The organism is Propionicicella superfundia DSM 22317 (assembly GCF_000423465.1).
Classification (GTDB): domain Bacteria; phylum Actinomycetota; class Actinomycetes; order Propionibacteriales; family Propionibacteriaceae; genus Propionicicella; species Propionicicella superfundia.
In genome coordinates this window covers 1-25,041 of record NZ_KE384025.1, presented here as the reverse complement: position 1 = coordinate 25,041, position 25,041 = coordinate 1, and the positions used below count along the sequence as shown (strand labels likewise).

Sequence of the window (25,041 nt, the reverse complement as noted above, 5' to 3'; positions counted from 1 at the left end):
AAAGGGCCCTTGGGCTCAACCCCCTGGTCCTTGAGCCTGTCGAAAGGATGCTGGTTCGGAGGCGGTGGTTTCGGCAGGCTCAACCACCGTCCTTGGGCTCAACCACCGTCCCTCAACTCACGCGCGCCAGTCCTTCAGCCACCCCTGCGACCGCTCGATCGCGCGGTTCCAGCCGAACACCAACGACTCCCGCTGGTCCTCGGACATGGCCGGCTCGAACCGCTTCTCGATCTGCCAGAAGCTCTCGATCTCGTCGACCGACTCCCAGAACCCGACGCCGAGGCCGGCCAGGTACGCCGCACCGAGGCACGTCGTCTCGGTGATCCGCGGCCGCTCCACCGGCACCCCCAGGAGGTCGGCCTGGAACTGCATGAGGAAGTCCGACTTGGCGCCGCCGCCGTCGGCGCGCATCATCATCAGTTCGAGCCCGGCCTCGCGCTGCATGATCTCGAAGGCGTCCCTGACCTGGTACGCCATCCCCTCCAGCGTGGCCCGCGCGAGATGCTGCTTCGTCGTCCCCCGGGTGACGCCGTAGATCGATCCCCGCGCGTACGAGTCGTAGTACGGCGCTCCCAGCCCGACGAAGGCGGGCACGAAGTACACCCCGTCCGTCGAGTCGACCTGCTGGGCGAGCACCTCCGCCTCGGCCGGGTCGCCGATGATCCCGAGCCCGTCGCGCAGCCACTGGATCGCCGCCGCCGACACGTCGATCAACCCCTCGAAGCCGTAGGTGGCCACGCCGTCGATCGTCCACAGCACCGGCGAGAAGAGACCGGCCACGGGCGGGATGTACTTCGCACCCGTGTTGAGGACCACGAAGGACCCGGTCCCGTACGTGTTCTTGACCATGCCCTCCGACAGGCACGCCTGCCCGAACGCGGCCGCCTGCTGATCGCCGACGATCGAGGCGATCGGGATCCGTGCCCCGAACACCTCCGGGTCGGTGTAGCCGAGGATCCCCGACGTCGGCACGATCTCGGCCAGCACCGACCGGGGGATCTCCAGCTCGTCGAGGATCCACTCGTCGTAGTCGAGCGTCGTCGCGTTGAGCATCGCGCCGGTCGTGAGGTTGGAGGGGTCGGTCACGTGCCGCTGCCCGCCGGTCAGCTTCCACACCAGCCAGGTGTCGATCGTCCCGAAGATCAGCCGGCCGTCCTGCACACCCTGCTGGACCTCGGGGATGTTGCGGAGCATCCAGGCCAGCTTCACGCAGATGCAGTTCGGGATGACGATCATCCCCGTCCGCTCCTCGATCCCCACGCGATCCTTGGCGTTGAGCTCTTCGCAGATCGAGAGCGCCCGCCGGTCCTGCCACACCTGGGCGCGGTTGGCGGGCTCGCCGGTCACCTTGTCCCAGAAGAAGGACGTCTCGCGCTGGTTCGTGATGCCGATGGCCGCGATCTCGTCCAGCCCGGCACCGGCCTGCGAGATGCACTCCTTCACCATCTTCATCGTCACGTCCCAGATCTCCAGCGGGTCGTGCTCGACCCACCCGGGCTGGGGGAAGTACTGCGTGAACTCCGAGTACGCCGAGCTCACGATGTTCGCGGACCTGTCGAACAGGATGACCTTCGTCCCGGTCGTTCCCTGGTCGATGCCGAGGATGTATTTCGCCATGATCAGTCGTCTTTCTCTTGGTAGGTGATCCGGCCCGCCAGGATCGTCGTCACGACGTGGAGATCCTCCAGTCTGTCGGGCGAAGTCGTGCTGAGGACGGTCAGATCCCCTCGCTTGCCGGGCGTGATCGAACCGCGTGTCGCCTCCTCGTGGCCGATCCGGGCCACGCCGAGGGTCTGGATGGTGACGGCCTCCTCGAACGAGATGGCGTGTTCGGGGTACGGCGGATGGACGGCGGCGACGATGTCGAGGGCGGGGTCGATCGGCGTGACGTCGGAGTCGGAGCCGTTGCCGACGACGATCCCGGCGTCGAGGAAGGCGCGGATGGGGTAGCCGCGCCGGGCGCGGTCGGTGCCGAGACGCCGCTCGTAGACCGAGCCGGGTCCGCCGCGCAGGTAGGTGAAGGCGGACTGGGTGGAGATCGTCGCCCCGAGCCGGGCGCAGCGTTCGATGTCGCCGGGCAGCGACCAGCCGAAGTGTTCGATCCGCAGCCGATGGTCGTCGGTCGGGTACAGCCTGAGCGCCTCCTCCAGGCAGTCCAGGACCTGGCGGACGCCCAGTTCGCCGATGGCGTGGAAACCCGTCGAGAGGCCGGCCTTGTGGCAGCCCACGATGAAGTCCGTCACGGTGGCGGGGTCGTGATAGAGCACGCCCGACGTCCCGGGTTCGTCCGCGTACGGGTCGGCGAACTTGGCCGTGCGGGATCCGATCGAGCCGTCGATGGTCAGGTCCCCGCCGATCGTGTCGAGCCCCTTGGCCCGCGCCGCGGCGATGTCGAAGGAGTCCCAGTAGATGTGGGTGATGTCGACGGGCAGCGAGCCGGCGACGCGCTGAATGAGGTCGATGTCGGCCTCGGCTCCCCACTGTCCCGCCTCCATGGCGTGGAACGCGGTCACGCCCTTCTCGGCCGCGAGCGTGGCCACGGCGCGGACGGCGTCCTCGCGCCGCGCATCCGTCAGGTTCTTCAGGAACGCCGAGCGGGCGATGCCGTTGGCGCGCTGGTGAAGCCGTCCCGTGGGCCTCCCGCCGTCGAGGTAGATGCCGACGGTCCCCGCGGGGAGGTCGACGAGGCCGAGCGCCACCCCGTTGATGAGGGAGTAGTGGTAGCCCCTGTCGGCGATGTACACGGGGTGGCCGTGGGCCACGGTGTCGAGCTCCGCGGCCGTGGGCGGGCGCCCTTCGGCGAGCCGCGACTCGTCGAGCCGCTTGCCGAACACCCATTGCCCGGGCTCGGCCGCTCGCGCGCCGGCGTCGATCAGGTCGAGGACCTCGGCGATCGATCCGCAGTCGTAGAGGTTGATGCCGGTCATGTTGACGCCGGTCAGCATGACGTGGACGTGGGAGTCCATGAGCCCCGGCGTGACGATCCGCCCTCCCACGTCGATGGTCGCCACGCCTGCCGCGGCCGCCCGCGCCGCCACCTCGGCCGATGTCCCCACGCAGGAGATGTTCCCGTCGGAGACCAGAACGGCCTCGGCCCAGCCCGGGACGTCCGCCGTGCAGACGCGTCCGTTGATCAATGCGATAGAACCCATGTCATCCCCCGCCCCGCAGTGGCCCTCACACCGGCTACACTGCCGGCCCGTCCTCCGGGATGTCTCAGAACCCTACTGCGTGCACCCCGTGAAGGGCCATGGGTGGCCGATGCGCGACCCGGCTCGCGGTGTCCCGGCTCCGGGGTGTGACATTGTGGGCTCGCACCGGGTTCGAGGCGGCCTCGGGGCCCCCGATGACGCCGGGAGCGGACGGATTGTCACATCGTCCCGGGACGCGGGATGTGCCGGGGGTCCCCGGACCCACTGGTTACGGTGGCGGGCGTGTCGCAGTGGAGGGGACGGGCCCGGTCGGTGATGACGCCGGCGATCCGGATGGGACTGTCCATCGCCATCGCGACCGGGGTGTACGGCATCTCCTTCGGGGCCTTGGCGACGGTCGCGGGCCTGGACGTGTGGCAGACCTGCGCGCTGAGCGCCCTGATGTTCACCGGCGGCTCCCAGTTCGCGTTCATCGGGGTCGTCGGAGGCGGCGGGACGGGCGCGGCGGCGTGGGCGGCGGCGACGCTGCTCGGGGTCCGCAACGGCGTGTACGGGATGCAGTTGAAGGCCCTTCTCCGCCCTCGGAAGCCGCTGATCCCGGCGTACGCGCACCTGACCATCGACGAGTCCGCCGCCACCGCGAGCGCTCAGGCCGACCCGGCCGAGCGGCGGCGCGGATTCTGGGCGGCCGGTCTGGGGGTCTTCGTCTGCTGGAACGTGTTCACGCTGGTCGGAGCGCTGGCGGGCAACGCCCTCGGCGACCCGCGCCGATGGGGGCTCGACGGCGCGGCGGTCGCCGCGTTCCTGGGGCTGCTGTGGCCTCGCCTGAAGGGGCGCGACGCGATCGCGGGCGCTGTCGTCGCCGCGTTCGTGACGATCGTCGCCATCCCGCTGCTTCCGCCGGGCATTCCCGTCCTCGTCGCCGCCGCGGTGACGGCCGGGGTGTGGTGGTGGCGTCGTCGGCGCCGCCAGGGGGAGGCTGCCGCATGACGCTGTGGACCTGGGTGCTGCTCGCGGCCGCGTCCGCCTTTCTCATCAAGCTGGCCGGGTACCTGCTGCCGCAGTCGTTCCTCGACTCACCGCCGGTGACCGACCTCGCCGCGACGCTGACGGTCGGGCTGCTCGCCTCCTTGACGGTGCTCAATGCGGCCGGCTCCGGGCAGACGCTGACCGCCGACTCCCGGCTGCTGGCGCTGCTCGCCGCCGCCGTCGCGCTGCGGCTGCACGCGCCCTACATCGTCGTCGTCGTCGTGGGCGCCCTGGCCGCCGCCGGGGGGCGGCTCGTCGGTCTGCCCTGAGACCCGCCCGTCGCGGCGGGCTCCGGTGCCGGGATCAGCACCACATCCCGGTCGGCCTGGCCGGAACCGTCCCGATGTAGTTGCGGCACACCTGCACCCCTCGCGCGTTGAGCCCGGACTTCATCGCGCGGATCGCGGACGGGGAGAAGCCGTTCCACTGCATGTGCATGAGAACGGAGTTCCCGGCGCGAGCGTGGGACACGACGTAGCTCACGACCGCCGACTGGGACTTGCCGCGCCAGTCGTTGGTGTCGACGTTCCAGGTCCAGATGCGCATCCCGACCGATCGGTACGCCGCCTGCACGGTCGCGTTGTACGCGCCGTACGGGGGCCGGCCGTAGGTCGTGACGATGCCGGGGCTGCCGAGCTGCCGCCGGATGCCCGCGGAGCTCAGGCCGCGCAGGTCGGGATGGCTCACCGAATGGTTGAAGACGTGCATCCCGTGGGCTCGTGCGAACGCCGCATCGAAACGTCCCGACGACATGCAGGCGCCGGTCGGGAAGAGCGCCAGCCCGATGTCGGCGGCCTCGGCGGCGAGAACCGTCTGGCGGAAGGCCGTCAGGGACTTCGGGCAGTCGTCGAAGGTGAGGACGACCCGGTTGGTCACGTTGGGCCCGCGCGTCACGCTGTACTTGGCGTCGGGGATCACCGGCTCCACCGAGCCTGTCCGGGTCAGCTTGTACGACCGAGTCACGGAGGTCACGCCGTAGGGGTTCGTGGACACGAGCCGCCACGTGTACGAGCCGGGTGTGCTCGCGCCGTAGGTCAGGGGGATCGTCGCCTGGCCCGCGCCGTTGGTCGTGACCGTGCGGCTGTTCGACCACTTTCCCCGGACCAGGAACTGCGAGGTGATCCGCCGTCCGGCGCCGAGGTTCTCCACCTTCGCCTTCACGTTCGCCGTCGTCCCGGAGACGGCCGACGACGGTGCGGAAAGGACGAGGACGCGGGTCGATCTGCGGGTCAGCGTGAACTCCCGCGAGTAGGTGGCGACGCCCCCGACCATGACGCGCAGCCGGAAACGGTACGTCCCGGGGGTCGTCTTCCCGTAGGTCAGCGGCAGCGTGACCTTTCCGGATGCGTTCGTCGTCCCGAGTTGGCTGCGGCTCCACGTGGAGCCGACACGCACCTCGGTGGCGGCCGGGTACACGCCGGCGGGCGCGACGGTGCCCGTCACGTTCATCGACTGACCCACGAACGCCGTTCCGCCGCCGGTCACCGTGATCGTCGGCGCGGCGGCGGCGGGCGCCTGGTTCCATCCCCATGCGAGCACGATGGCCAGCGTGATCGTGAGCGCGCGTGCGACCGCGCGGGTCTTCCTCGAGTTCATGAGAATCCCCCGTCCGTCAGAACCCCGTCGTGCCCAACACCGTAGGGGTAGGAGCGGTGGCGCCGACAGGGGGTCTGTGGGTCTCCTGTGTCGCAGGTTTCCAGGACCGGCCGTGGGCGGTGGCCCCCGGGGGGCGGGCGTACTCGGGGCTACCCGCCGCCGAACGCCGGCGGGCGGCGTTCGACGAAGGCCGTCACGGCCTCGCGGTGATCGGCCGTCGCCGCGGACTCGACCTGGGTCGTCGCCTCGTGCTCCAGGGACGCTGTGAGGTCGGTGGCGGCCGCGACCGCGAGGTTGCGCTTCATCTGGGAGACGGCGAAACGGGGTCCGGTGGCGAGTCGCGCCGCGATCGCGAGGGCCTGGTCGCGGAGCTCTTCCGGTTCGACGAGCCAGTTGACCAGGCCCCAGGCCAGCGCCTGCTCGCCGGTGACACGGTCGCCGAAGAAGAGCATCTGCCGAGCGCGAGCGGGCCCGATCAGCCGGGTGAGATGCCAGGTGACTCCGTAGTCGCCGGACAATCCGACTCCGGCGAAAGCGGTGGTGAACAGGGAGTCCTGGGTGCCGATCCGCAGGTCGCAGGCGAGGGCGAGCCCGAGCCCCGCCCCGGCGGCTGCGCCCGGCACGGCCGCGATGGTGGGCGTGCCGCACGCGGCGAGGGCTCCGACGGACGACTGCTGGCAGGCCCGCAGCCAGGCGACGCGTTCGGGATCGACCTCACTGCGTCCGTTGTTGAGGCCGCCGCGGGATGCGAAGTCGACCACGTCGCCTCCGGCGCAGAACGCGGTCCCTGCTCCGGTGAGGACGATTGCGCCGACGTGCGGGTCGGCGTCCCAGGCGGCGAGGGCGTCGCCGATCGCGGCCACCATCTCGTCGGAGAGCGCATTGCGGCGTTCGGGGCGGTTCATCGTCATCACTCCGACGCCCTCGGTGACCTCGGTCAGCAGATCGGCCATGGACGCATCCTGGCACGCGGAGTGCGCGTCCCGGTGGAGGGGTGTGACGATCCGGGCGCCGAACGTCCAGGATCGGTCGCGTCGGTGCGCGGGCGTCCCGATCGGGGACGCTGTGTCACGCGCCCCGGTCAGCCCCAGACCGCGGTCGCCCCGGAATGCCCGGTGAGGATCACCAGCGTGAGGCCCGTGGCCGCGGCGAGGACGTTCACGGCGATGCCGACGACACGGAAGGCGCGGGCGCGTGCCGTCACGGTGCCGGGTTCGGCGGACGTCGGGGCGCGGCCGGTGAGCCAGTCGGCGACGAGGACCAGCCCGATGCCGATGACGGCAGCGAGACTCGGCCAGATGAGCGCGGACCCGTACGTCTCGTGGGCGTCGACGACGGGCGGAACCGCCGGCAGGCCCGCCCGCAGGGCGTCACCGCTGAGCTTGGCGACCAGGACGACGACGACGGTGACGACGGACAGGATGAGGGCGAGCGTGCCGTACCGCTCGCGCCCCTTCCGCCAGAAGCTGACGAGGAGGGCGCCGAGCATCGTCAGCGGGACGAACACGACAGCGGCGTGGACGACGAGGGGGTGCACAGGCAGACCGAAGACCTCCATGGGCAGATGATAGATCGTTCAACCAAGTCGCGGGAGGGTGCCGGCCCGTGTGTGGGACACGTGGTCCGCTCTTCGCTGCGCGTCTTGGTCGCGCCGTCGGCGTGGCCCGTCTGCGTGTCTCGCCCGACCGTGCAGCGTTCGCGGTAGCTGAAGAATGCCCAAGCGCGATGATCGCGTTGACGAGGCTCACCACGCTGAGATGAGACCTGCCGCGCCGTAGAGCCCACCCATGCCCGAAGACTGTTCGTGTGGCTACAGTTCGGGGCGGCGGTGGTCGGGGCTCCGGTGCGGCGGGATGTCGCCGGGCCCTGGGGCTGGTGCAGGCGCTGTCCGGACAGGGGAGGCCTTCTCACGTGGCCGGTCGGCGCGTTCGGCGATGCTGGACTTCTTGCCGGGTTGGCTGGCCGCGGCGGTGGCGACTTCGGCGGCGATGTACTGATGACGAGCCAGGAGCCGGCTGCCGGGATAGCGGGCTTCCAGCAGTTCGATCCCTTCGTCGACGGTTGTGTAGCCAGCGTGGCGGTACAGCGTGATCGCGTCGTCGAGGTCACGGCCAGGGCGGCCAGAGTAGAGCTTCATGGCCAGCAGGTATTCGGCCGACGCGACCCGCACGAGAAGGGTGTCGGACTCGAACACGACCTGCGCGTCCTCGTCGGGGCCGGGAAGGAAGCCCTTGGCGGCGTCGTTGATCCAATCGTCGTCGAGCCCGTGTCGTTGTGCCAAGACCGCGGACAGGTCTCGAATGGTGCCGGTGGGTTCGAACACCGCGTCGACGTCGCGGGTCTGCCGGGCAGCGTCGTAGGCCAGCGCCATCGCGGCCCCGCCCACGACGAACAGTTGAGCGGTCTCTGCCCGCAACTCGAGCTCGTCCGACAGCTCGATGAACAGGTCATGCAGGCGCGTCGCGTCGAGTTCGGGGATCTCGAATGTCATGCGCGTGACAGGTCGTTGGCCGAGATGAACACGCCGCGGGATCCGAACGCCGGCGGGGTCTGCTTGTCGGCCTCGGCGCGGAATCCCGGCAACTGAGCCACATACCACCGTCGGTCAGTCCTTCTGGCGGGGTCCTGCGACCAGACCGGCGGCTCCCAGCCGTCCCGGACGGCCAGGTGCTCGGCCAGCGCGGCGAACGCGGCGTCGACCTCGACAGCACCGGTAGGGGCCGGTTCACGAGCGAACACCTGCCCGGCCAGCTCGACGCCGCCACGGCGCATCGCGGAGTCGTAGTAGTCCACCGTCTGGAGGATGCCGAACCGCCAGCACGACGCCAGCGAGTCGCCTTCGGCGACGAGCCACGCACAGTGCGCCGCCGCGCCGGCGGCATCGTTGCGCAAGCGATGAGAGCCGTACAACGCCGCCCAGTCCGGCTCAGGCGCAGCCTGAGCATGCGCCACCAGATCACCAATCGCGACCACGGTGCCCTTGAACTTGCCCATCACTCTCACCCCCTCGACAACTCCATCGTAGATGGACCGTGGACGCCTCACGGTTCGGGGGCCGGTGGTGTTCTGGTCTTCAGTGTCGGGGTTGGGAGCCGGGCCGGGTGTCGGGGCGATGTCGTCGGGTGCCGGTCGGGGCGACGCGTTCTCGAAGGCGACGCAGGCGTTCATCGACGCCGCTGCGGACGCGGGACGCCGTCGTGTGGGACGGGCCGTCTTGGTTCACTGCGCGGTCCGGGCGGGCCTGCAGCGCGGCCGGACGGTGCGCCGTGGCCTGTCGCTGCCCCTGGTCGATGTCGGCATCGGCGGCGGGGTCCCCGTCGAGCGCGGCGTGGACGGGCATGGTCACGGGCCTCGGCGTGCGCACAGGTCCAGCGCGTCAGCCCCAGGCGGCGACCGGATCGCCGGGAGCGATGCCCTGTCGACCGGATCGCCGGGAGCGATGCCCTGTGGACAACCCGGCTCGGGGCGTGGACGCGGGGCTCACCCGGCGGGAGCCGTCGCGACCCGAAACCGGTTCGCGGGGGACCGGCGCTGTCGCTACGCTCGCGGGATGCGATTGGTAGTGCTGCGCGACGAGGACCTCGAGCTGTCGACCCCGACGACCGAGGACGTCCCGGCGATCTTCGCCGCGTGCCAGGACCCGGACATCGCCCGGTACACGACCCTCCCGTTCCCCTACACCGCCGAGCATGCCGACGACTTCGTCGCCGAGGCGGTGCCCCAGACGTGGGCCCAGGAGCATGGGGCGATCTGGGCGATCCGCCGCGACGGCGAGTTCGCCGGCGTGATCGGCCTGCATCCGCGCGCGCCTCGGATCAGCGAGATCGGCTACTGGATGGTGCCGGCGTTCCGCGGCCAGGGTCTTCTCACGCGAGCCGTCGGTCTCGCCGTGGATCACGCGTTCGCCGCAGGTGTGCACCGCCTGGATTGGCGTGCGACCGTCGGCAACTGGGCGTCCTGGAAGGTCGTGTGGCGGCACGGTTTCCGTCTCGAGGGCGTCAAGCGGGGCGCGATGGCCGACAACACGCGTCCCGGCGAGCCGCTGCGCGACGGCTGGTTCGGCGGGATGCTGGCCTCGGATCCGCGCACCCCGGCCGGCGACTGGCTCGGCCCGGATGGCGCGCTGCCCTCCCGGCCCGATCCGGCGCGTCCCATGGACCTCGTCCGGCAGTTCCATCAGACCTACGAGGTGCCGATCGTCACCACGGGCGCCGACGTGGACGTCCCCAACCTCGGTATGCGCATGGCCCTCATCGCCGAGGAGTTCGCCGAGCTGGTCGGGGCCGTCTTCGGGGATGCCGCCGAGGGGGTCGTGCTCCAGGGGTACGGCGATGCGCTGGCGTTCGACGACGAGAAGCGGGACACGGTCGCCGCCGCCGACGCGCTGGCCGACCTCGTGTACGTCGCCTACGGCATGGCGCTGGAGACCGGCGTTCCGCTGGTCGACGTGCTGGCGGAGGTGCAGCGGTCGAACCTGTCCAAGCTGGACACGGACGGGCGGGTGCTGCGCCGTGCCGACGGGAAGGTTCTCAAGGGCCCGGGCTTCCGCGCACCCGATATCGCCCGGGTCCTCCGCGAGCGCACGATCACCTGACCGGCGAGACTCCCCGACGCCACGCGGCATCGGTAACATCACGACCACGAGGCGACGAGGAGGAGTCCTGATGCGCGTAGGAATTCTGACGGCGGGCGGCGACAGCCCCGGCCTGAACGCGGCGATCCGCGGGTTCGGCAAATGCGCCATCGGCGCGCACGGGATGGAGCTCGTCGGCTTCCGGGACGGCATCCGTGGGCTCGCCGAGAACCGCACGGTGCCGCTGGACTCCTCGGCGCTGTCCGGCATCCTCACGATCGGCGGCACCCTGCTCGGCACGAGTCGCGACAAGGTGCACCGCATGGTGGTCGACGGGCAGACGCGCGACATGGTGCCGACGATCGTCGAGAACTACGAGAAGGACGGCCTGGACGCCCTCGTGATGCTGGGCGGCGGCGGCACGGCGAAGAACGCGCTCCGGCTGGCCAACGCGGGGCTGAACGTCGTGACGCTCCCGAAGACGATCGACAACGACATCGCCATGACCGACACGTCCTTCGGGTTCGCGACCGCTCTGGAGATCGCGACGGACGCGATCGACCGGCTGCACTCGACCGCGCACTCGCACCACCGCATCATCCTCGCCGAGATCATGGGCCACCGGGCCGGCTGGCTGGCGCTGGGCGCCGGTGTCGCGGGTGGTGCCGACGTGATCCTGCTGCCCGAGATCCCGTATTCGATCGACCGGATCGTCGAGACGATCCAGGCCCGCACGGAGCGCGGCTCGCGGTTCTCGGTCGTCGCGGTCGCCGAGGGGGCGCGCAGCATCAAGGACGCCGGCGAGATCCAGGCCGCGCAGGCATGGATCCGTGAGGCCGACTCGTCCGAGGGGAAGGCCGCCGCCAAGCGCCACCTCGCCCAGGTCGAGGACTCGCACCGGGAGAACACCTTCCAGCTCGCGCGCGAGCTCGAGTCGCGCACGGGCCTCGAATCGCGCGTGACGATCCTCGGCTACGTCCAGCGGGGTGGCACCCCGTGCGCGATGGACCGTCTGCTGGCGACGCGGCTGGGCAGCGCCGGCGCGCAACTCGTCGCCGACGGCGAGTTCGGCGTCATGGTCGCGGCACGCGGCGAGGACACTCTCGCGGTGCCGCTGACCGAGGTCGCCGGCAAGACGAAGCTGGTCCCGCAGGACCACTCCTGGGTGCAGGCCGCACGTCAGGTCGGCACCGGCCTGGGTGACTGACCTGCCGTCGGCCGACGGCCCGGCCCGGGGGTCGGGTGTGACGGCGGAGGCGGCGACGCTGCGAACGGGGCGGGCCGTGGCGGCGGTCGTGCTGCTGTTCGCCTACAACGGGCTCGTGATCGGCGTGTACTCGGCGGCGATCCCGACCCTGCAGGCGCGGTTCGGGCTGGCGCCGTGGCAGATGTCCCTGCTGTTCATCCTCGTCGGTGTCGCGGCGATCACGTCCATGCAGGTGTCGGGACGTGTCGCGGACCGGGCGGGGGCCCGCCGGATCAGTCTGGGGGCGATCCCCCTGCTCGCCGTGGCGGTCGTCGGCGTCGCGTGGGCGCCGTCGATGGCGGTGCTGTGCGTGGCGGGGGTGCTGCTCGGGCTCGGCAACGGCGGCATCGACGTGTCCATGAACGCGATCGGGGTCCAGGTCGAGAAGAACCGGCCCCGGCCGATCATGAGCTTCTTCCACGGGATGTGGTCGGTCGGCAACCTCGTCGGGGCGTCCCTGCTGGCGATCCTCGCGCCGGCGTTCGGTCGTGACGCAGGGCGGACGGTCCTCGCCGCGGCGACGATCGCCGCCGTCGTCGGGGTCGCGGTGTTCGTCCTCGCCTGGCGGATCGTCCCCGAGACGGCTCCGGTCGTCCACCACGACGAGTCCGGCCGGCGGACGCCGATCCCCGCTGCCGCCTATGTGCTGGGTCTGATGGCGATCGCGTTCGGGCTGGGTGAAGGCACCGCCTACGACTGGTCGGGGCTGCACGTCACCGAGGTCGCCCAGGTCGACGTCACGACGGGCTCGCTGGCCGTGACGTGCGTGGCGGCCTTCATGGTGGTCATCCGCTTGTCGGGTGATCGGCTGGTGACGCGGTTCGGGCGGCGGGCGGTCACGCGCTTCGGTGGCGCCTGCTCGGCCCTCGGGTACGTCATCGTGGCGACGGCGACGCCGCTGCCCGCGCTGCTCGCCGGATGGTCTCTGGTGGGGCTCGGCATCGGCATGATCGCGCCCCAGGTGTACGCGGTGGCCGGACACACCGCCGGCGGGCGCGGGCTGGCCGTGGTCGTGACCTTCGGGTACGCCACGTTCCTGTTGTCGCCGGCGGTGATCGGGTTCCTCGTGGGCCAGGTCGGCATCCGGTCGACGATGTACCTGCCGGCGGTCCTGCTGCTGGGGCTGTTGGTCGTGGCGCGCATTCTGCCGTCGCGCGGGGAGCCGGATCGGCATGGCTGAGCCGGCCGCCGAGGGGGATGTCCTCGTGGACGTCGACGGGATCTCCGTGTCGGCCGTGGTGACCTCGCCGGACGGCGGCGCTCCGTGGGCGACCGTCGTTGTCGCGCCGGGCGCCGGCGCGGGAATGGACCACCCCTTCCTCGTGGGGTTCACCCGCGGTCTTGCGCGGGAGGGCCTCGCTTCGATGCGGTTCAACTTCGTCTACCGCGAGCAGGGGCGCCGGGCGCCCGATCGTCCGCCGAAGGCGATCGCGGCGTGGCGGGCGGCGCGGGAGGCCGCCGGCCGCTGGGGCGGGGGACCGGTCTGGGCGGCGGGCAAGTCGTTCGGCGGGCGAATGGCGTCGATGGCGGCCGCCGAGGGGATGGCGGTGGCCGGGCTCGTGTACCTCGGGTACCCGCTGCATCCGCCCGGCCGTCCCGACAAGCTCCGCGCTGCCCACCTCGACGGCATCCGGGTGCCGCAGGTGTTCCTGTCCGGGTCGCGTGATCCGTTCGTCCAGCCCACGGCGCAGTTGAGCGAGATCGTCGGGCGGCTGCCCGATGCCCGGCTGCTGTGGGTGGAGGGAGCCCGTCATTCGTTCGAGGTGGCGCGGGATCGGCGCTCCGTCCTGGAGGTGGGCGCCTCGCTCGCGCCCGCGGTCGCCGATTTCATCGCGGAGCGCTCGGGTCGGACCGCTGAGCGCCGAGACCGGGACGTCCCGCCGTCCCGCTGAGGGGTCTGCGCGCTGCGGGGGCTCGCCGCGCGGCGGCCACCCCGGTCCGCCCCCCGCGTCGGGGGCGGGCGCCTTCCGGCGGCGGTTCTCGCCGAGGCGTCTTCGGGCGCCGGCCGTGACACGGTGACCCGGATCGGCCTCCCGGCGCCTGCCCGGGTTCGCCTCGGGCGTGATCGCGCGCGAATTGTCACACGCGGCGGTTCGGGGCCGCCGGTCCGCGGAGGTCCGCCGGTCAGGCGGTCGACAGGTGACCGTATGCGTGGACGAGGGCCGAGCGGTAGGCCAGGATGTCGGGCCGGGTCTCGGCACCGGCCCGGACGGCCGTGAAGATGGTTCGCGACGGCCTGCCCGGAGGGTCGAGGAGCATCGCCTCCGACTCCCGGCCCTCCCACAGCAGGCTGGGGAGCAGGGCGACGGCATGGCCGGTGCGGACGAGCCGCCGGTGGACCAGGAGGTCGTGCGACTCGAAGCGCACGTCGGGCTCGAACCCCGCCTCGCGACATGTGGTCACCGCCCATTGGCGCGCAGCGTTCCCGCGGGGCTCCATGACCCACGCGGAGTCCGCGAAGTCCGTGAGCCGCCGGGGCAGCTCCTCGCCACAGGGGCTGCACGCGATGTGCAGCGGATCCTGCGCCAGTTCCTCCCGGTGCACGTTCGCGTCCCTGGGCAACGGAACACCGGGGTACTCCTCACAGAGGACGACGTCGAAGTCGTGTGCCGCGAGGGCGGACAGGGCCCCGTCCGGCTGGATCTCGCTGACGAGCACGGTGAGCTGCGGGTGCTGCTCGTACAGCCGGTCGAGCACGCTCGGGATCAGCGTCATGGTGGCGGTCTGGAAGGCGGCGGTCCGAAGGGTGCCCCCGACCTCTCCGCGTGACCGGGCGAGGTCGGCCTCGGCGATCTCCACCTGGCTCAGCAGGGTGCCCGCGTGCCCCACGAGGATCTCGCCGGCATGGGTGAGTTGCAGTCTCCTCCCGGCCGGGCGCAACAGCGCGATCCCCGCCTCGCGTTCCAGCAGCGCGAGCTGCTGCGAGATGGCCGAAGGGCTGTAGCAGAGGGCCTCGGCGACGGCGGCGATCGTCCCGCGCAGATGCAGTTCTCTCAACAAACGCAGCCGATGCAGATTCATCCCGTCCCACCCATCAGTTTCTCTAATGGTATTCGATAAGAAAGCTGAGCTGGACTGCACTATGGAGAAGAAACGATTCTGAACGGGTCCGCATGTTCGATCCGCTCGGGACGGCCCTGGTACGAGCCCTTTGACCCGCGGGCGCCCTTCTCTCAGAACTCCCAGCGGAGTGCGTGATCAAAGGAGATCCTGTAGTGCCACGGACCCAGTTCCTCTACCTTTCGGAGCCGGACATGATCGCCGCCGGTGTCCTCGACGCCGCACGGTGCGTCGATGTGAGCGAGGAGGTCTTCGGCCTTCTCGCCGACGGCGACTACCTCATGGGCGGCTCCAACCACAACAGCCACGGCATGGGCATCGTCTTCCCGAAGGAAACGATATTCCCCAACATGCCCGTCGCCGGGCCGGACCGGCGCTTCGTCGCGATGCCCGGCTACCTGGGGGGCCGCTTCGATGTGTGCGGCGTCAAGTGGTACGGCTCGAATCAGGCCAATCCCAGCACGGGCCTTCCTCGTTCGGTGCTCACCGTCATGCTGAACGACAAGGAGACGGGCGAGCCGCTGTGCCTCATGTCGGCCAACCTGCTGAGCTCGGCCCGGACCGGCGCCGTCCCGGGCGTCGCTGCCCGGTACCTCGTGCGCGAGGGTTCCGAGACGGCGGCCGTGCTGGGCTGCGGCCCGATCAACCGGGCGTGCTTCAAGGCGATCGTGGGCCAGGTGCCGTCGATCCGCCGCGTGTACTGCTACGACCTGTTCGAGGAGAACGCCCGCCGCTTCGCCGACTGGGCCGGACGGACGTTCGGCATCGAGGGCATCGTCGAGCCGGACCTGCCCGCAGCCCTCGCCGACGCCGACGTCGTGAGCGTCGCCGCGTCGCGACTGAAGCCGCTGGTCGTCCAGGACGCGTGGTTCAAGAAGGGCTCGACGATCCTCGTCTCCGGCCCGATCCGCCCCGACGACGCCTTCTGGACGCTCAACCGGATCGTCTACGACAACATCCACCTGCACGAGGCCTATGTGGAGGAGGCGGTGGCGTCCGCCGACAAGCAGGCTTCGTACGACGGTGTCATCGGCGGGCCCATCTACCGCCTGATCGACGCCGGTCGCCTTCCCGGCCTCGCCGACTCGCTCGATCTCGGTCACATCGTCCGCGGCGCCCCCGGAGAGCGGCAGAACGACGAGGAGAAGATCGCCTTCGTCGCGTGTGGCATGTCCGTGTTCGACCTCGGCTGGGGGTACGAGCTGTACAGGACCGCCCTGGACAAGGGCCTGGGAACCACGCTCCCGCTCTGGGACGAACCGTACGCCGAGTGAACCTCGCCGACAGATCAGGAAACCGAACATGAGCAACACAACGACCGCGTCCTGGCGGGGCGTCACCGGTGACAGGGCGTACAAGAAGGTCACCGCCCACTTGATGCCCATCCTCATCCTCTTCTACATCCTCGCCTACATCGGACGCTCGAACCTGGGCTACGCGGCCCTGACGATGAACGTCGACCTCGGCATCAGCGACGCCATCTACGGCCTCGTCGCCGGCGTGTTCTTCCTCGGCTACTTCATCTTCGAAGTGCCCTCCAACATCCTTCTCGACAAGTTCGGCGCACGGATCTGGATCGCCAGGATCCTTATCACCTGGGGTCTGATCATCGTCGCGACGGGCTTCGTGCAGAATGCCACGCAACTGCTGATCGCCCGGTTCCTGCTGGGCCTCGCCGAGGCCGGGTTCTTCCCCGGCGTCATCCTCTACCTGTCCCGCTGGTATCTGGGCCGCGACGCTGCGAAGTCCGTGTCGCTGTTCATGCTCGCGATCCCCTTCTCGTACATGATCGGTGCCCCCCTGTCGGGCTGGATCGTGGACAACGTGCACTGGCTGGGAATGCCGAGCTGGCGGTGGATCTTCATGCTGGAAGGGATTCCGTCGATCCTCGGCGGCATCTTGTGCCTGTTCATCCTGCCGAACGCCATTCGTGATGTGAAATGGCTGGAGCCCGACGAGAAGGAATGGCTCAGCACCTCGCTGGACGCCGAGGCGGCGCTGAAGCCGGTGAAGAGCACGAGGCACTTCTCCAAGGAGGCGTTCCTCAACCCGCGCATCTGGGCTCTCGTCGTGGTGTACTTCGCCATCGAGATGGGCGAGTACGGCCTGGGCTTCTGGACGCCGCTCATCATCGAGCGGATCGGGCAGAACCTGACGGCGACGTCCGTCGGCTGGCTGACGGCGGCGACCTACGTCCTCGGCGCCGTGACCATGGTCCTGTGGGGTCGCAGTTCCGACCGGCTCCGCGAACGGCGCTGGCACAACATCGTGCCGACCCTGCTGTGCGCGGTCGCCCTGGTCGCGATCGGCTTCTTCTCGGAGTCCATGGTGGCCGTGCTGTTCCTCGCCATCATCATCGCCACCGTCTACGCGCTCTTCGGCCCGTTCTGGTCGTTGCAGACCTACTTCCTCACCGGTGCGACGGCGGCCATCGGCATCGCTCTCATCAACTCCTTCGGCAACCTCGCCGGCTTCGTCAGCCCGTACCTGATCGGTCTCATGTCCGACATGACGGGTAACCAGTTCGCCGGGTTCTACGTCATCGCCGCGCTGATGGTCGTGGCCGCCGTGGTCCTGTTCTTCTCGGTGAACAACGAGAAGCTGCGAGCGCAGGAGGAGCAGGCGACCGCCGAGGCGCAGGCACTGCTCGCCTCCGAGTAACCCGATCCCCGTCCACCCGCGAACCGGGGAGGCAGGGCCCCTGTCCCGACTCCCCGGTTCGTCCTTTGGCATGCACTGGAGTGACCTGTGGCAAAGATCAAGAACTACGACGACCTGGTGTCCGTGGGCGACGCCGCCTCCCGGCGGGTCGTGCTGGACATCGCGGAGGCCGCCCTCCGGCGGCTCGACGCCTATCACCGGATCAAGAGCATCACCCGTCTCGACGGGGACATCCTCACCATCGGCGAGCGCACCTGGGATCTCAGCCGGAAGCGCAACGTGTATCTCGTCGGCGGCGGGAAGGCCGCGAATCACATGGCGATGGCCGTCGACGAGGTCCTGGGCGACCGGCTCACCGCGGGTGTCGTGATCGTGAAGATCGCCGAGGACACCGACCGGTTCTCCCGGACGGAGATCCATGTGGGCGGGCATCCCATTCCCAACCGCGCCGGGTACGAGGCGTCCTTGAAGATCCTCGACCTCGCCGACACCGCGGGACCGGACGATCTGTTCATCGCCGTGATCTCGGGAGGGTCGTCGGCGCTCATGAACTGCCCGATCGACACGGTGAGTCTCGCGGACGAGATGGCCGCGACCGACGTCCTGCTCAAGAGCGGAGCGGGCATCTACGAGATCAACGCGATCCGGCGGCATGTGTCGCAGATGAACGGCGGCATGCTCGCCAAGCGGATCGCGGATCGCGGTGCCGAACTCATCGGTTTCGGGATCTCGGACGCCGTCGGCAACCCGCCCACCGGCGACATCGGCGTGCCGTACGCCGCCTACGCCTCGACCCCCATCGGCCCCGACAGGACGACGCTCGCCGACGCCCGGCGGGTGATCGCCGACTACGACCTGGCGGACCGGCTGCCGCGGTCGATCGTCGACCATCTCCTCACGGTCGGGGACGAGGGCGAGACGCCGAAGGACTTCCCCCAGAACACCTACTACCTGTTGAACACGATCCCCGACGCCTTGGCGTGTGCCCGGGAGGCAGCGGCCGAACGCGGGCTCCCGGTCACGATCCTGACCTCTTTCCTCGAAGGCGAGGCGCGGGACGTCGGCGCCGTGCTGGCGTCGGTGGCCCGCGAGATCCAGGCCTACGGCAATCCGATCGCGGCTCCGTGTGTGGTGCTCGCCGCCGGTGAGGCGACGACCCAGATCGCGGACAGTTCGGTGATCGAGGGCCACGGGGGACCGGGCCACGAGGTGGTGACCGGGTTCGCCCTGGGCGCCGCGAAGACCACCGGCGCCGCCCTGCTGTCGATCGACTCGGAGGGCACCGACGGGACGACGTCGGCTGCGGGCGGGGTCACCGATTCCTCCACCCTCGCCCGGGCGAACGCCGCGGGGGTGAGCCTGCATGCCGCGCTGCGCGGCCACGCGTGCCACGAAGCGCTCGGTGCGATCGGCGACGTCATCGTCACCGGCAACACCGGCACGAATCTCTGCGACCTGAACATCCTCTACGTCCCGAAGGCTGGGTGACCCCCGATGCAGATCACGTCCGTGACCGCACGTCAGTTGCTGGACTGCAAGTGCCGTCCGCTGGTCGAGGTGGAGGTGCACACCGCCGACGGCTCGGTCGGACGCGGCGCGGCCCCGACCGGCAGCTCGGTCGGCATGTACGAGGCGCACGTGCTGCGGGACGGCGACCCGGACGAGTACCGCGGTCTCAGCGTCCACCGCGCCGTGGCCGCGGTGACCGATGTCATCGCGCCGGCGATCATCGGGTGCGACGTGCTCGATCAGCGCGGCATCGACGAGGTGATGATCGAGCTCGACGGCACCGAGCGCAAGACCCGGCTGGGCGGCAACGCCATCTACTCCACGTCGATCGCCGTCCTGCGCGCCGCGGCCGCGACGCAGCACCTTCACCCGTACCAGATGCTCGGCGGCGACACGCTGGCCACCGTCCCGGTGCCCACCTTCAACATGGTCAACGGAGGCCGGTATCCCGACGTCGTGCAGCCGTTCAACGAGTTCCTCGTGATGCCGTATCGCGCGGACTCCATCTATTCGGCCGTCGAGATGAGCGTGAACCTCTTCGCGACCGTCCGCGATGTCCTCGCCGAGTATCTCGGGGGGCCGCCGGCCGTCGCGGGCAGCTACGGCTATGCGGCGCCGTCGGCCGATCCCGCCGTCGTCCTGTCGCTCCTGGCCGAGGCGATCGACCGGTGCGGGTACGCCGACAGCTTCGCCTTCGCCCTCGACTGCGCGTCGTCGGAGATGTTCGATGCCGAGACCGGAACCTACGAGCTGCTGGGCGATCGCGTGACCAGCCGCGAGCTCGTCGCCTACACCAAGGAGCTCACCGAGCGGTTCGACTTCGTCTTCATCGAGGACCTGCTCGACGAGAACGACTGGGACGGTTTCTCCCACGCCGTCGCCGAGCTGGACCGGACGATCGTCCTCGGGGACGACCTGATCGTCACCGACCGCGACCGGCTGGCCCGCGCGGCGGAGGAGCGGGCCGTCGGGGGGTTCATTCTCAAGCCCAATCAGGTCGGGACGATCTCGGAGGCGCTGGACACCCATGCCTTCGCCGTCGACCACGGGCTGATCTCGGTTCCGTCGGGACGCTCCGGCGGCGTGATCGACGATGTGGTGATGGACCTGTCGGTGGGGCTGCAGGTCCCGTTCCAGAAGAACGGCGCTCCGCGATCGGGAGAGCGGATCGAGAAGCTCAATTTCCTGATGCGCGCCGCGGAGTCGATCCCCGGGTGCACGCTGCACGACGTGCCCGGCCTGGTGCGTTTCTGACTGTCCGCACGACCGGCCGGCGGCGGTGTCGCCGGCCGTCGTCCCGCCCTGCCACGAACTCTGGAGGAATCCGAATGAGCGTCACTCAGGAGCGTCGCTGCGACCTGCTGGCCGCAGCGGCCGGACTGCACGCCGATCCGCAGGCGGAACCCGTCGCCGCGCTGCTGGATGCCTACTACCGCCATGTCCTGACCGAGGATCTCGTGCAGCGCCGCCCGGACGACCTGCTGGGGACGGTTCTCAGTCATCGGGCCGCCGCCGCGGTTCGCGGACGCGGGGAGGTTCTGGTCCATGTGTTCACCCCCTCGGTCGAGGCGCACGGCTGGGCGACGGGGAACACGGTCGTCCAGATCGTCACGGACGACACGCCGTTCGTTGTGGACTCCGTCACGGCGGAACTCGGGCGGGCCGGTCACGAGATACGTCTCCTGGTGCATCCGCAGCTTCCCGTCGTGCGGGACGGCGAAGGACGGCTCACGGCGGTCTCGCCGGATCCGGACGCGGTCGTCGAGTCCTGGGTCGACGTCGAGATCGCCCGTGTCTCCGACCCCGCCACGGTCGCGTCCGTCTCCGCCCGGCTCCGGCGCGTCCTGGGGGACGTGAGGGCGGTGGTGGACGACTGGCAGCCGATGGTCACGCGGGCGGCGGCCGTGGCGGCGGACGTCGGCGAGGGCGTGCTGCCCGCCGCGGTGGACGAGGTGGCGCGCGTGCGCTCCCTGCTGGAGTGGATGACGGCCGACAATTTCCTCTTCCTGGGGTACTGCCGGTACCGCCTGGTGGGCGAGGAGGGGGATCCTGTCCTGGAGCCGGTCGACGACACGGGGCTCGGGCTGTTGCGGTCGAGGGTGTCGGGGGACAGGCGCCGCCTCACCGGGCGGGTCGCGGCCAAGGCCGTGGAGCCGTCCCTGCTGGTCCTGACGAAGGCGAACTCGCGCTCCACCGTCCACAGGTCGTCCTATCTCGACTATGTCGGGATCAAGACGTTCGACGATGCGGGCCGGGTCACCGGCGAGCATCGCTTTCTGGGCTTGTTCACGTCGCATGCGTACAACGCCTCGGTGACGGCGATCCCGTTCCTCGCGGCGAAGGTCACGCGGGCCCGTGAGCTGTCCGGCTTCGCCGACAACAGCCATTCGGCCAAGGATCTGGTCAGCGTCCTCGAGACCTACCCGCGGGCCGAGCTCTTCCAGGCGAGCGCCGAGGTGCTGAGCGAGGTCGCGACCAGTGTCGTCGCGTCGCGGCACCATCGGCAGACGCAGCTCTTCCTGCGCAGGGACGACTACGGCCGGTTCACCTCGTGCCTGGTGTATCTGCCGCGGGACAGGTACGACACCGAGGTGCGCCATCGGATCGAGGCCCTGCTCCTCAGCGCCTTGGACGGGGTGAGTGCGGAGCACACCGCGCTCGTGACCGACTCGCCGCTGGCGATGGTGCACTTCGTGGTCCGCGCCGCGCCCGGCAGCGAGCCGCCCGTCGTGGAGGCGGGTGAGCTCGAAGGCTGGTTGCGTTCCGCGGTCCGAACGTGGGACAGCGACTGGCGGGACGCCATGTTCGCCGAGTTCGGGGAGGAGGATGCGGCCCGGCTGGTCGACAGGTGGGCCGGAGCGTTCGACGACGCATACCGGGCCACGTACCCGGCGCGGGTCGCGGCGGTCGACGTCCGGCACCTGGAGGGACTCGGGGGGTCCCTTGCTCTGAATCTCACGCAGCCGCAGGGGTCCGCGGCGACCGAGCGGCGGCTCAAGCTGTACTCGGCGCAGCCCATCGAGTTGAACGCGGTGATGCCGGTCCTGCTCGACTTCGGGCTCCAGGTGACCGACGAGCGTCCTCACCGCGTCTGTCCCGCCGGCGGGGACGGCCGGTACATCCTCGACTTCGGGATCCGCGCGCCCGCCGCGGAGTATTGGACGCGGGGCGGGGGAGATGTGCGCGAGGCGTTCCTCGACGCGATCTCGGCCGTGTGGAGCGGCCTGGCGGAGAGTGACCGGTTCAACCAGTTGGTCGGCACGATCGGCGCGACGTGGTCGCAGATCGTCTGCCTGCGGGCGGTCGCCGCCTATCTGAAGCAGACGACGCACTATTCGCAGAGGTATCTGGAGGTCGCGCTGACCGGGAACCCGGAGATCGCGGCGTCCCTGGTGGAGCTTTTCGAGACCCGGTTCGACCCGGATCGGTTCGTCGGGCAGGACGAGGCCCGGAACGTGGCCGAGGAGGCGGTGACGCGGCGGGTCGTGGAGCAGCTCGCGGACGTCCCGAGCCTCGACCACGACACGATCGTGCGTTCGTTCCTGAGCGTGATCCGGGCCACGACCCGGACGAATTTCTATCAGTCGGCGTGGCGGGTCGATTCCGCGGCGGCGCCGATGCCGATCGCTTTGAAGCTGGATCCGCGCGAGGTGCCCCACCTGCCTGCCCCGCGTCCGATGTACGAGGTCTGGGTGTACAGCCCTGCGGTCGAGGGCGTGCATCTGCGGTTCGGGAAGATCGCTCGTGGCGGGCTGCGGTGGTCGGATCGGCAGGAGGACTTCCGTACGGAGGTGCTCGGCCTGGTGAAGGCGCAGATGGTGAAGAACGCCGTCATCGTGCCCACCGGGGCGAAGGGCGGCTTCTACCCGAAGCGCCTGCCCGATCCCCAGCATCGGCGGGAGTGGCTCGACCGGGGTGCCGATGCCTACCGGATGTTCGTGGGGGCGCTCCTCAGCGTCACGGACAACCTGGTCGGCGGCGTCGTCGTGCCGCCGGCGCGCGTCGTCCGGCGCGACGGCGATGACACCTATCTCGTCGTGGCGGCCGACAAGGGCACGGCGGCGTTCTCCGACCTGGCGAACTCCGTCGCCGAGGAGCGCGGGTTCTGGCTGGGTGACGCGTTCGCGTCCGGAGGGTCCACCGGGTACGACCACAAGGCGATGGGGATCACGGCGCGCGGTGCCTGGGAGTCGGTCCGGAGGCACTTCCTCGGGCTGGGGGTGGACCCTGCGAAGGACGAGGTCACGGTGGTCGGCATCGGGGACATGAGCGGGGACGTGTTCGGCAACGGCATGCTGCTGAGCAGGCATCTGCGGCTGGTGGCGGCGTTCGACCACCGGCACATCTTCGTCGACCCGGATCCGGATCCCGAGGTCGGTTTCGCCGAGCGGAAGCGGCTGTTCGATCTGCCGGGCTCGTCGTGGGCGGACTACGCGCCGGAGCTTCTCGGGGAGGGTGGCGGGGTGTTCCCGCGGACGGCGAAGTCGATCCCGGTGTCGGAGCGGATGCGCGCCGTGTTCCCGCTCGGGGATGCGACCCGCGTCACGCCTGACGAGCTGATCCGGGCCGTGCTGTGCGCGGATGTGGATCTGCTGTGGAACGGCGGGATCGGCACCTACGTGAAGGCGTCGGACGAGCAGCACGCCGATATCGGCGACCGGGCCAACGACGGGGTCCGCGTCGACGGCCGGCAGCTTCGGTGCCGCGTGGTCGGTGAGGGGGGCAATCTGGGGGTCAGCCAGCGGGGCCGGATCGAGGCGGCGCTGCACGGGGTGAGGGTCAATACCGACGCCATCGACAACTCCGGCGGTGTCGACTCGTCGGATCACGAGGTGAATCTCAAGATCCTGCTGGCCCACGCGCTCCGTGGCGGGGAGATGACGTGGCGGCAGCGCAACGAGGTGTTGAGGTCGATGTCGGACGATGTCGCCGCGCGGGTGCTCCGCACCAACTACGAGCAGAACGTGCTGCTGAGCAATGCGCGTCATCTCGGCGACGGGATGCTCGGCGCGCACGACCGGCTCATGGAGTGGCTCGAGGACCGGGGGATGCTCGACCGGGCGCTGGAGGCGCTTCCGGATCATGCGGCGTTGCAGCAGCGGGCGAAGGACGGGGTCGGGCTGACGTCGCCGGAGTTCTCGGTGCTCGTCGCCTACGCGAAGATGGCGTTGAAGGATGCGTTGCTGGAGTCGACGCTGCCTGACGATCCGTGGTTCGAGGCGACCTTGGGCGAGTACTTCCCGCCGCGCGTCCGCGGTGATGACGCCGCGATGGCGGCCCATCCGTTGCGGCGGGAGATCATCGCCACCCAGGTCGCCAACTCGTTGGTGAATCGTGGCGGGATCACTTTCGCCCATCGGGCCATGGAGGAGACGGGCGCGTCCGTGCCTGAGATCGCCAAGGCGTTCGTCGTCTGCCGGGAGGCGTTCGACATGGCCGGGTTCGTCCGTGAGGTCGAGGCCCTCGACGGACGCGCGTCGGCGGCTGTGCAGTCGGAGCTGTACATCGAGTTCCGGCGGCTGCTCGATCAGGCCGTGCGGACGCTGCTGGCCCGGCGGACGGGCCTGGCCGGCGTCCAGGATGAGATCGACCGCTACCGTTCGGCTGCGGATGCCCTTCGCTCGGAGCTGGCCGTCGACCTGAAGACCGGTCGGAGCCGGTTCGCGGAGCGGCTGGGGAGTCTGATCGCCATGGGGGTCCCGGACGGCCTGGCGTCGACCGCCGCGGGTCTTCTCGACCTGGTCGCGGTCTTCAACGTCGTGGACCTGTCCAGCCTGCTGGAGGAGGATCTGCCCTGCCTCATCGAGGCGCATTTCCGGGTCGCGGAGATTCTGCGGGTGGACGCCGTGAGCGGGATGCTCGCAGTCCTTCCCCACGAGGCGCGGTGGGACGCCCTCGCCCGGTCCTCCCTGCGGGAGGATCTGCGTCTGGTGGTCAGGTCCGTCACCGCCGATGCGCTTCGTTCCTCGGATCGGTCGCTGCCTGCGGCCGAGCGCGTCGCGGCGTGGGCGCACCGACAGGATGCGGCGCTCACGGTGATCCGCGACGCGCTGGCGGAGTTCGAGGCAGGGGAACAGCCTGCGCTCGGCCCGCTGTGGGTGATCGTCCGGGATCTGCAGCGGCTGGTCCCGGCCACGTGAGCGACAGGCGGGGATAAGCCTCGTCTGTCGCCCGCAGTGCCCCGGCCATAACGGCCGGGGTCACCACCGTCACCG

Annotated in this window: 20 protein-coding genes; 11 read left to right on the top strand and 9 right to left on the bottom strand. The window is 70.1% G+C overall.

Features of this window, described 5'->3' with window-relative positions:
* Positions 1-117: 117 nt before the first annotated feature.
* The gene (gene glpK, locus G555_RS0116720) at positions 118-1,617 is read right to left on the bottom strand and encodes a glycerol kinase GlpK (protein WP_028709734.1); all 1,500 of its coding nucleotides are present in this window, start codon (positions 1,615-1,617) and stop codon (positions 118-120) included.
* Positions 1,618-1,619: 2 nt separating this feature from the next.
* Positions 1,620-3,152: an amidohydrolase gene (locus tag G555_RS0116715; RefSeq protein WP_028709733.1), complete on the bottom strand. Its 1,533-nt coding sequence runs from the start codon at positions 3,150-3,152 to the stop codon at positions 1,620-1,622.
* 282 nt (positions 3,153-3,434) lie between these two features.
* Between G555_RS0116715 and G555_RS0116710 the strand changes: the two genes are divergently transcribed.
* Both G555_RS0116710 and G555_RS0116705 read left to right on the top strand, forming a co-directional pair.
* Positions 3,435-4,142: an AzlC family ABC transporter permease gene (locus G555_RS0116710; RefSeq protein WP_245581311.1), complete on the top strand. Its 708-nt coding sequence runs from the start codon at positions 3,435-3,437 to the stop codon at positions 4,140-4,142.
* On the top strand, positions 4,139-4,450 hold the full coding sequence (locus tag G555_RS0116705) for an AzlD domain-containing protein (RefSeq protein ID WP_028709731.1): 312 nt from the start codon (positions 4,139-4,141) through the stop codon (positions 4,448-4,450). The genes G555_RS0116710 and G555_RS0116705 overlap by 4 nt, the downstream gene beginning before the upstream one ends.
* Before the next feature lie 34 nt (positions 4,451-4,484).
* Here the strand turns inward: G555_RS0116705 and G555_RS0116700 are convergent, their stop codons facing one another.
* From G555_RS0116700 to G555_RS0116675, 6 genes are all read right to left on the bottom strand, one after another.
* Positions 4,485-5,777: a polysaccharide deacetylase family protein gene (locus G555_RS0116700; RefSeq protein WP_028709730.1), complete on the bottom strand. Its 1,293-nt coding sequence runs from the start codon at positions 5,775-5,777 to the stop codon at positions 4,485-4,487.
* 149 nt (positions 5,778-5,926) lie between these two features.
* On the bottom strand, positions 5,927-6,730 hold the full coding sequence (locus tag G555_RS0116695; protein ID WP_028709729.1) for an enoyl-CoA hydratase-related protein: 804 nt from the start codon (positions 6,728-6,730) through the stop codon (positions 5,927-5,929).
* Between the two features lie 128 nt (positions 6,731-6,858).
* Complete coding sequence (locus G555_RS21575) at positions 6,859-7,335, bottom strand: DUF2231 domain-containing protein (RefSeq protein ID WP_051209545.1); 477 nt, start codon at positions 7,333-7,335, stop codon at positions 6,859-6,861.
* A 252-nt stretch (positions 7,336-7,587) separates the two neighbouring features.
* On the bottom strand, positions 7,588-8,268 hold the full coding sequence (locus G555_RS20865) for a DUF6036 family nucleotidyltransferase (RefSeq protein ID WP_211223308.1): 681 nt from the start codon (positions 8,266-8,268) through the stop codon (positions 7,588-7,590).
* On the bottom strand, positions 8,265-8,771 hold the full coding sequence (locus G555_RS0116680; RefSeq protein WP_036923645.1) for a hypothetical protein: 507 nt from the start codon (positions 8,769-8,771) through the stop codon (positions 8,265-8,267). The genes G555_RS20865 and G555_RS0116680 overlap by 4 nt, the downstream gene beginning before the upstream one ends.
* Positions 8,772-8,850: 79 nt before the next feature.
* A complete protein-coding gene (locus tag G555_RS0116675) occupies positions 8,851-9,123 on the bottom strand; it encodes a hypothetical protein (RefSeq protein ID WP_028709727.1) in 273 nt (90 codons plus the stop codon).
* A 204-nt stretch (positions 9,124-9,327) separates the two neighbouring features.
* Between G555_RS0116675 and G555_RS20860 the strand changes: the two genes are divergently transcribed.
* The 4 genes from G555_RS20860 to G555_RS20855 all read left to right on the top strand — a co-directional run bounded on the left by G555_RS20860 (position 9,328) and on the right by G555_RS20855 (position 13,488).
* The gene (locus tag G555_RS20860; RefSeq protein WP_084635365.1) at positions 9,328-10,371 is read left to right on the top strand and encodes a GNAT family N-acetyltransferase; all 1,044 of its coding nucleotides are present in this window, start codon (positions 9,328-9,330) and stop codon (positions 10,369-10,371) included.
* 70 nt (positions 10,372-10,441) lie between these two features.
* The gene (locus G555_RS0116665; RefSeq protein WP_036923641.1) at positions 10,442-11,557 is read left to right on the top strand and encodes an ATP-dependent 6-phosphofructokinase; all 1,116 of its coding nucleotides are present in this window, start codon (positions 10,442-10,444) and stop codon (positions 11,555-11,557) included.
* The gene (locus G555_RS0116660) at positions 11,550-12,776 is read left to right on the top strand and encodes an MFS transporter (RefSeq protein ID WP_245581310.1); all 1,227 of its coding nucleotides are present in this window, start codon (positions 11,550-11,552) and stop codon (positions 12,774-12,776) included. The genes G555_RS0116665 and G555_RS0116660 overlap by 8 nt, the downstream gene beginning before the upstream one ends.
* Positions 12,769-13,488 (top strand): alpha/beta hydrolase family protein, encoded by a 720-nt coding sequence (locus tag G555_RS20855; RefSeq protein WP_051209542.1) that lies wholly within the window; start codon positions 12,769-12,771, stop codon positions 13,486-13,488. Before G555_RS0116660 ends, G555_RS20855 begins: the two co-directional genes overlap by 8 nt.
* Positions 13,489-13,720: 232 nt before the next feature.
* Here the strand turns inward: G555_RS20855 and G555_RS0116650 are convergent, their stop codons facing one another.
* Positions 13,721-14,617, bottom strand: a complete 897-nt coding sequence (locus G555_RS0116650) for a LysR family transcriptional regulator (protein ID WP_036923640.1) — start codon at positions 14,615-14,617, stop codon at positions 13,721-13,723.
* 194 nt (positions 14,618-14,811) lie between these two features.
* Between G555_RS0116650 and G555_RS0116645 the strand changes: the two genes are divergently transcribed.
* The 5 genes from G555_RS0116645 to G555_RS0116625 all read left to right on the top strand — a co-directional run bounded on the left by G555_RS0116645 (position 14,812) and on the right by G555_RS0116625 (position 24,966).
* Positions 14,812-15,930 carry a tyramine oxidase subunit B gene (locus G555_RS0116645; RefSeq protein ID WP_028709723.1) on the top strand — a complete coding sequence of 373 codons (1,119 nt, stop codon included), beginning with the start codon at positions 14,812-14,814 and terminating at the stop codon, positions 15,928-15,930.
* Between the two features lie 28 nt (positions 15,931-15,958).
* Positions 15,959-17,317 (top strand): MFS transporter, encoded by a 1,359-nt coding sequence (locus G555_RS20850; protein ID WP_036923639.1) that lies wholly within the window; start codon positions 15,959-15,961, stop codon positions 17,315-17,317.
* A gap of 87 nt (positions 17,318-17,404) precedes the next feature.
* The gene (locus G555_RS0116635; protein ID WP_028709722.1) at positions 17,405-18,805 is read left to right on the top strand and encodes a glycerate kinase type-2 family protein; all 1,401 of its coding nucleotides are present in this window, start codon (positions 17,405-17,407) and stop codon (positions 18,803-18,805) included.
* Positions 18,806-18,811: 6 nt separating this feature from the next.
* Complete coding sequence (gene eno, locus G555_RS0116630; RefSeq protein ID WP_028709721.1) at positions 18,812-20,080, top strand: phosphopyruvate hydratase; 1,269 nt, start codon at positions 18,812-18,814, stop codon at positions 20,078-20,080.
* Between the two features lie 74 nt (positions 20,081-20,154).
* Positions 20,155-24,966: an NAD-glutamate dehydrogenase gene (locus G555_RS0116625; RefSeq protein WP_028709720.1), complete on the top strand. Its 4,812-nt coding sequence runs from the start codon at positions 20,155-20,157 to the stop codon at positions 24,964-24,966.
* Positions 24,967-25,041 lie beyond the last annotated feature (75 nt).

Bases quoted from the DNA above. Each gene is read 5' to 3' on its own strand.
- G555_RS0116695 (WP_028709729.1), bottom strand. From the start codon at position 6,730: ATGGCCGATCTGCTGACCGAGGTCACCGAGGGCGTCGGAGTGATGACG.
- G555_RS20850 (WP_036923639.1), top strand. From the start codon at position 15,959: ATGAGCAACACAACGACCGCGTCCTGGCGGGGCGTCACCGGTGACAGG.
- G555_RS20860 (WP_084635365.1), top strand. From the start codon at position 9,328: ATGCGATTGGTAGTGCTGCGCGACGAGGACCTCGAGCTGTCGACCCCG.
- glpK (WP_028709734.1), bottom strand. From the start codon at position 1,617: ATGGCGAAATACATCCTCGGCATCGACCAGGGAACGACCGGGACGAAG.
- G555_RS0116650 (WP_036923640.1), bottom strand. From the start codon at position 14,617: ATGAATCTGCATCGGCTGCGTTTGTTGAGAGAACTGCATCTGCGCGGG.
- G555_RS0116715 (WP_028709733.1), bottom strand. From the start codon at position 3,152: ATGGGTTCTATCGCATTGATCAACGGACGCGTCTGCACGGCGGACGTC.
- G555_RS20855 (WP_051209542.1), top strand. From the start codon at position 12,769: ATGGCTGAGCCGGCCGCCGAGGGGGATGTCCTCGTGGACGTCGACGGG.
- G555_RS20865 (WP_211223308.1), bottom strand. From the start codon at position 8,268: ATGACATTCGAGATCCCCGAACTCGACGCGACGCGCCTGCATGACCTG.
- G555_RS0116700 (WP_028709730.1), bottom strand. From the start codon at position 5,777: ATGAACTCGAGGAAGACCCGCGCGGTCGCACGCGCGCTCACGATCACG.
- G555_RS0116665 (WP_036923641.1), top strand. From the start codon at position 10,442: ATGCGCGTAGGAATTCTGACGGCGGGCGGCGACAGCCCCGGCCTGAAC.
- G555_RS0116625 (WP_028709720.1), top strand. From the start codon at position 20,155: ATGAGCGTCACTCAGGAGCGTCGCTGCGACCTGCTGGCCGCAGCGGCC.
- G555_RS0116680 (WP_036923645.1), bottom strand. From the start codon at position 8,771: ATGGGCAAGTTCAAGGGCACCGTGGTCGCGATTGGTGATCTGGTGGCG.
- G555_RS0116705 (WP_028709731.1), top strand. From the start codon at position 4,139: ATGACGCTGTGGACCTGGGTGCTGCTCGCGGCCGCGTCCGCCTTTCTC.
- G555_RS21575 (WP_051209545.1), bottom strand. From the start codon at position 7,335: ATGGAGGTCTTCGGTCTGCCTGTGCACCCCCTCGTCGTCCACGCCGCT.
- eno (WP_028709721.1), top strand. From the start codon at position 18,812: ATGCAGATCACGTCCGTGACCGCACGTCAGTTGCTGGACTGCAAGTGC.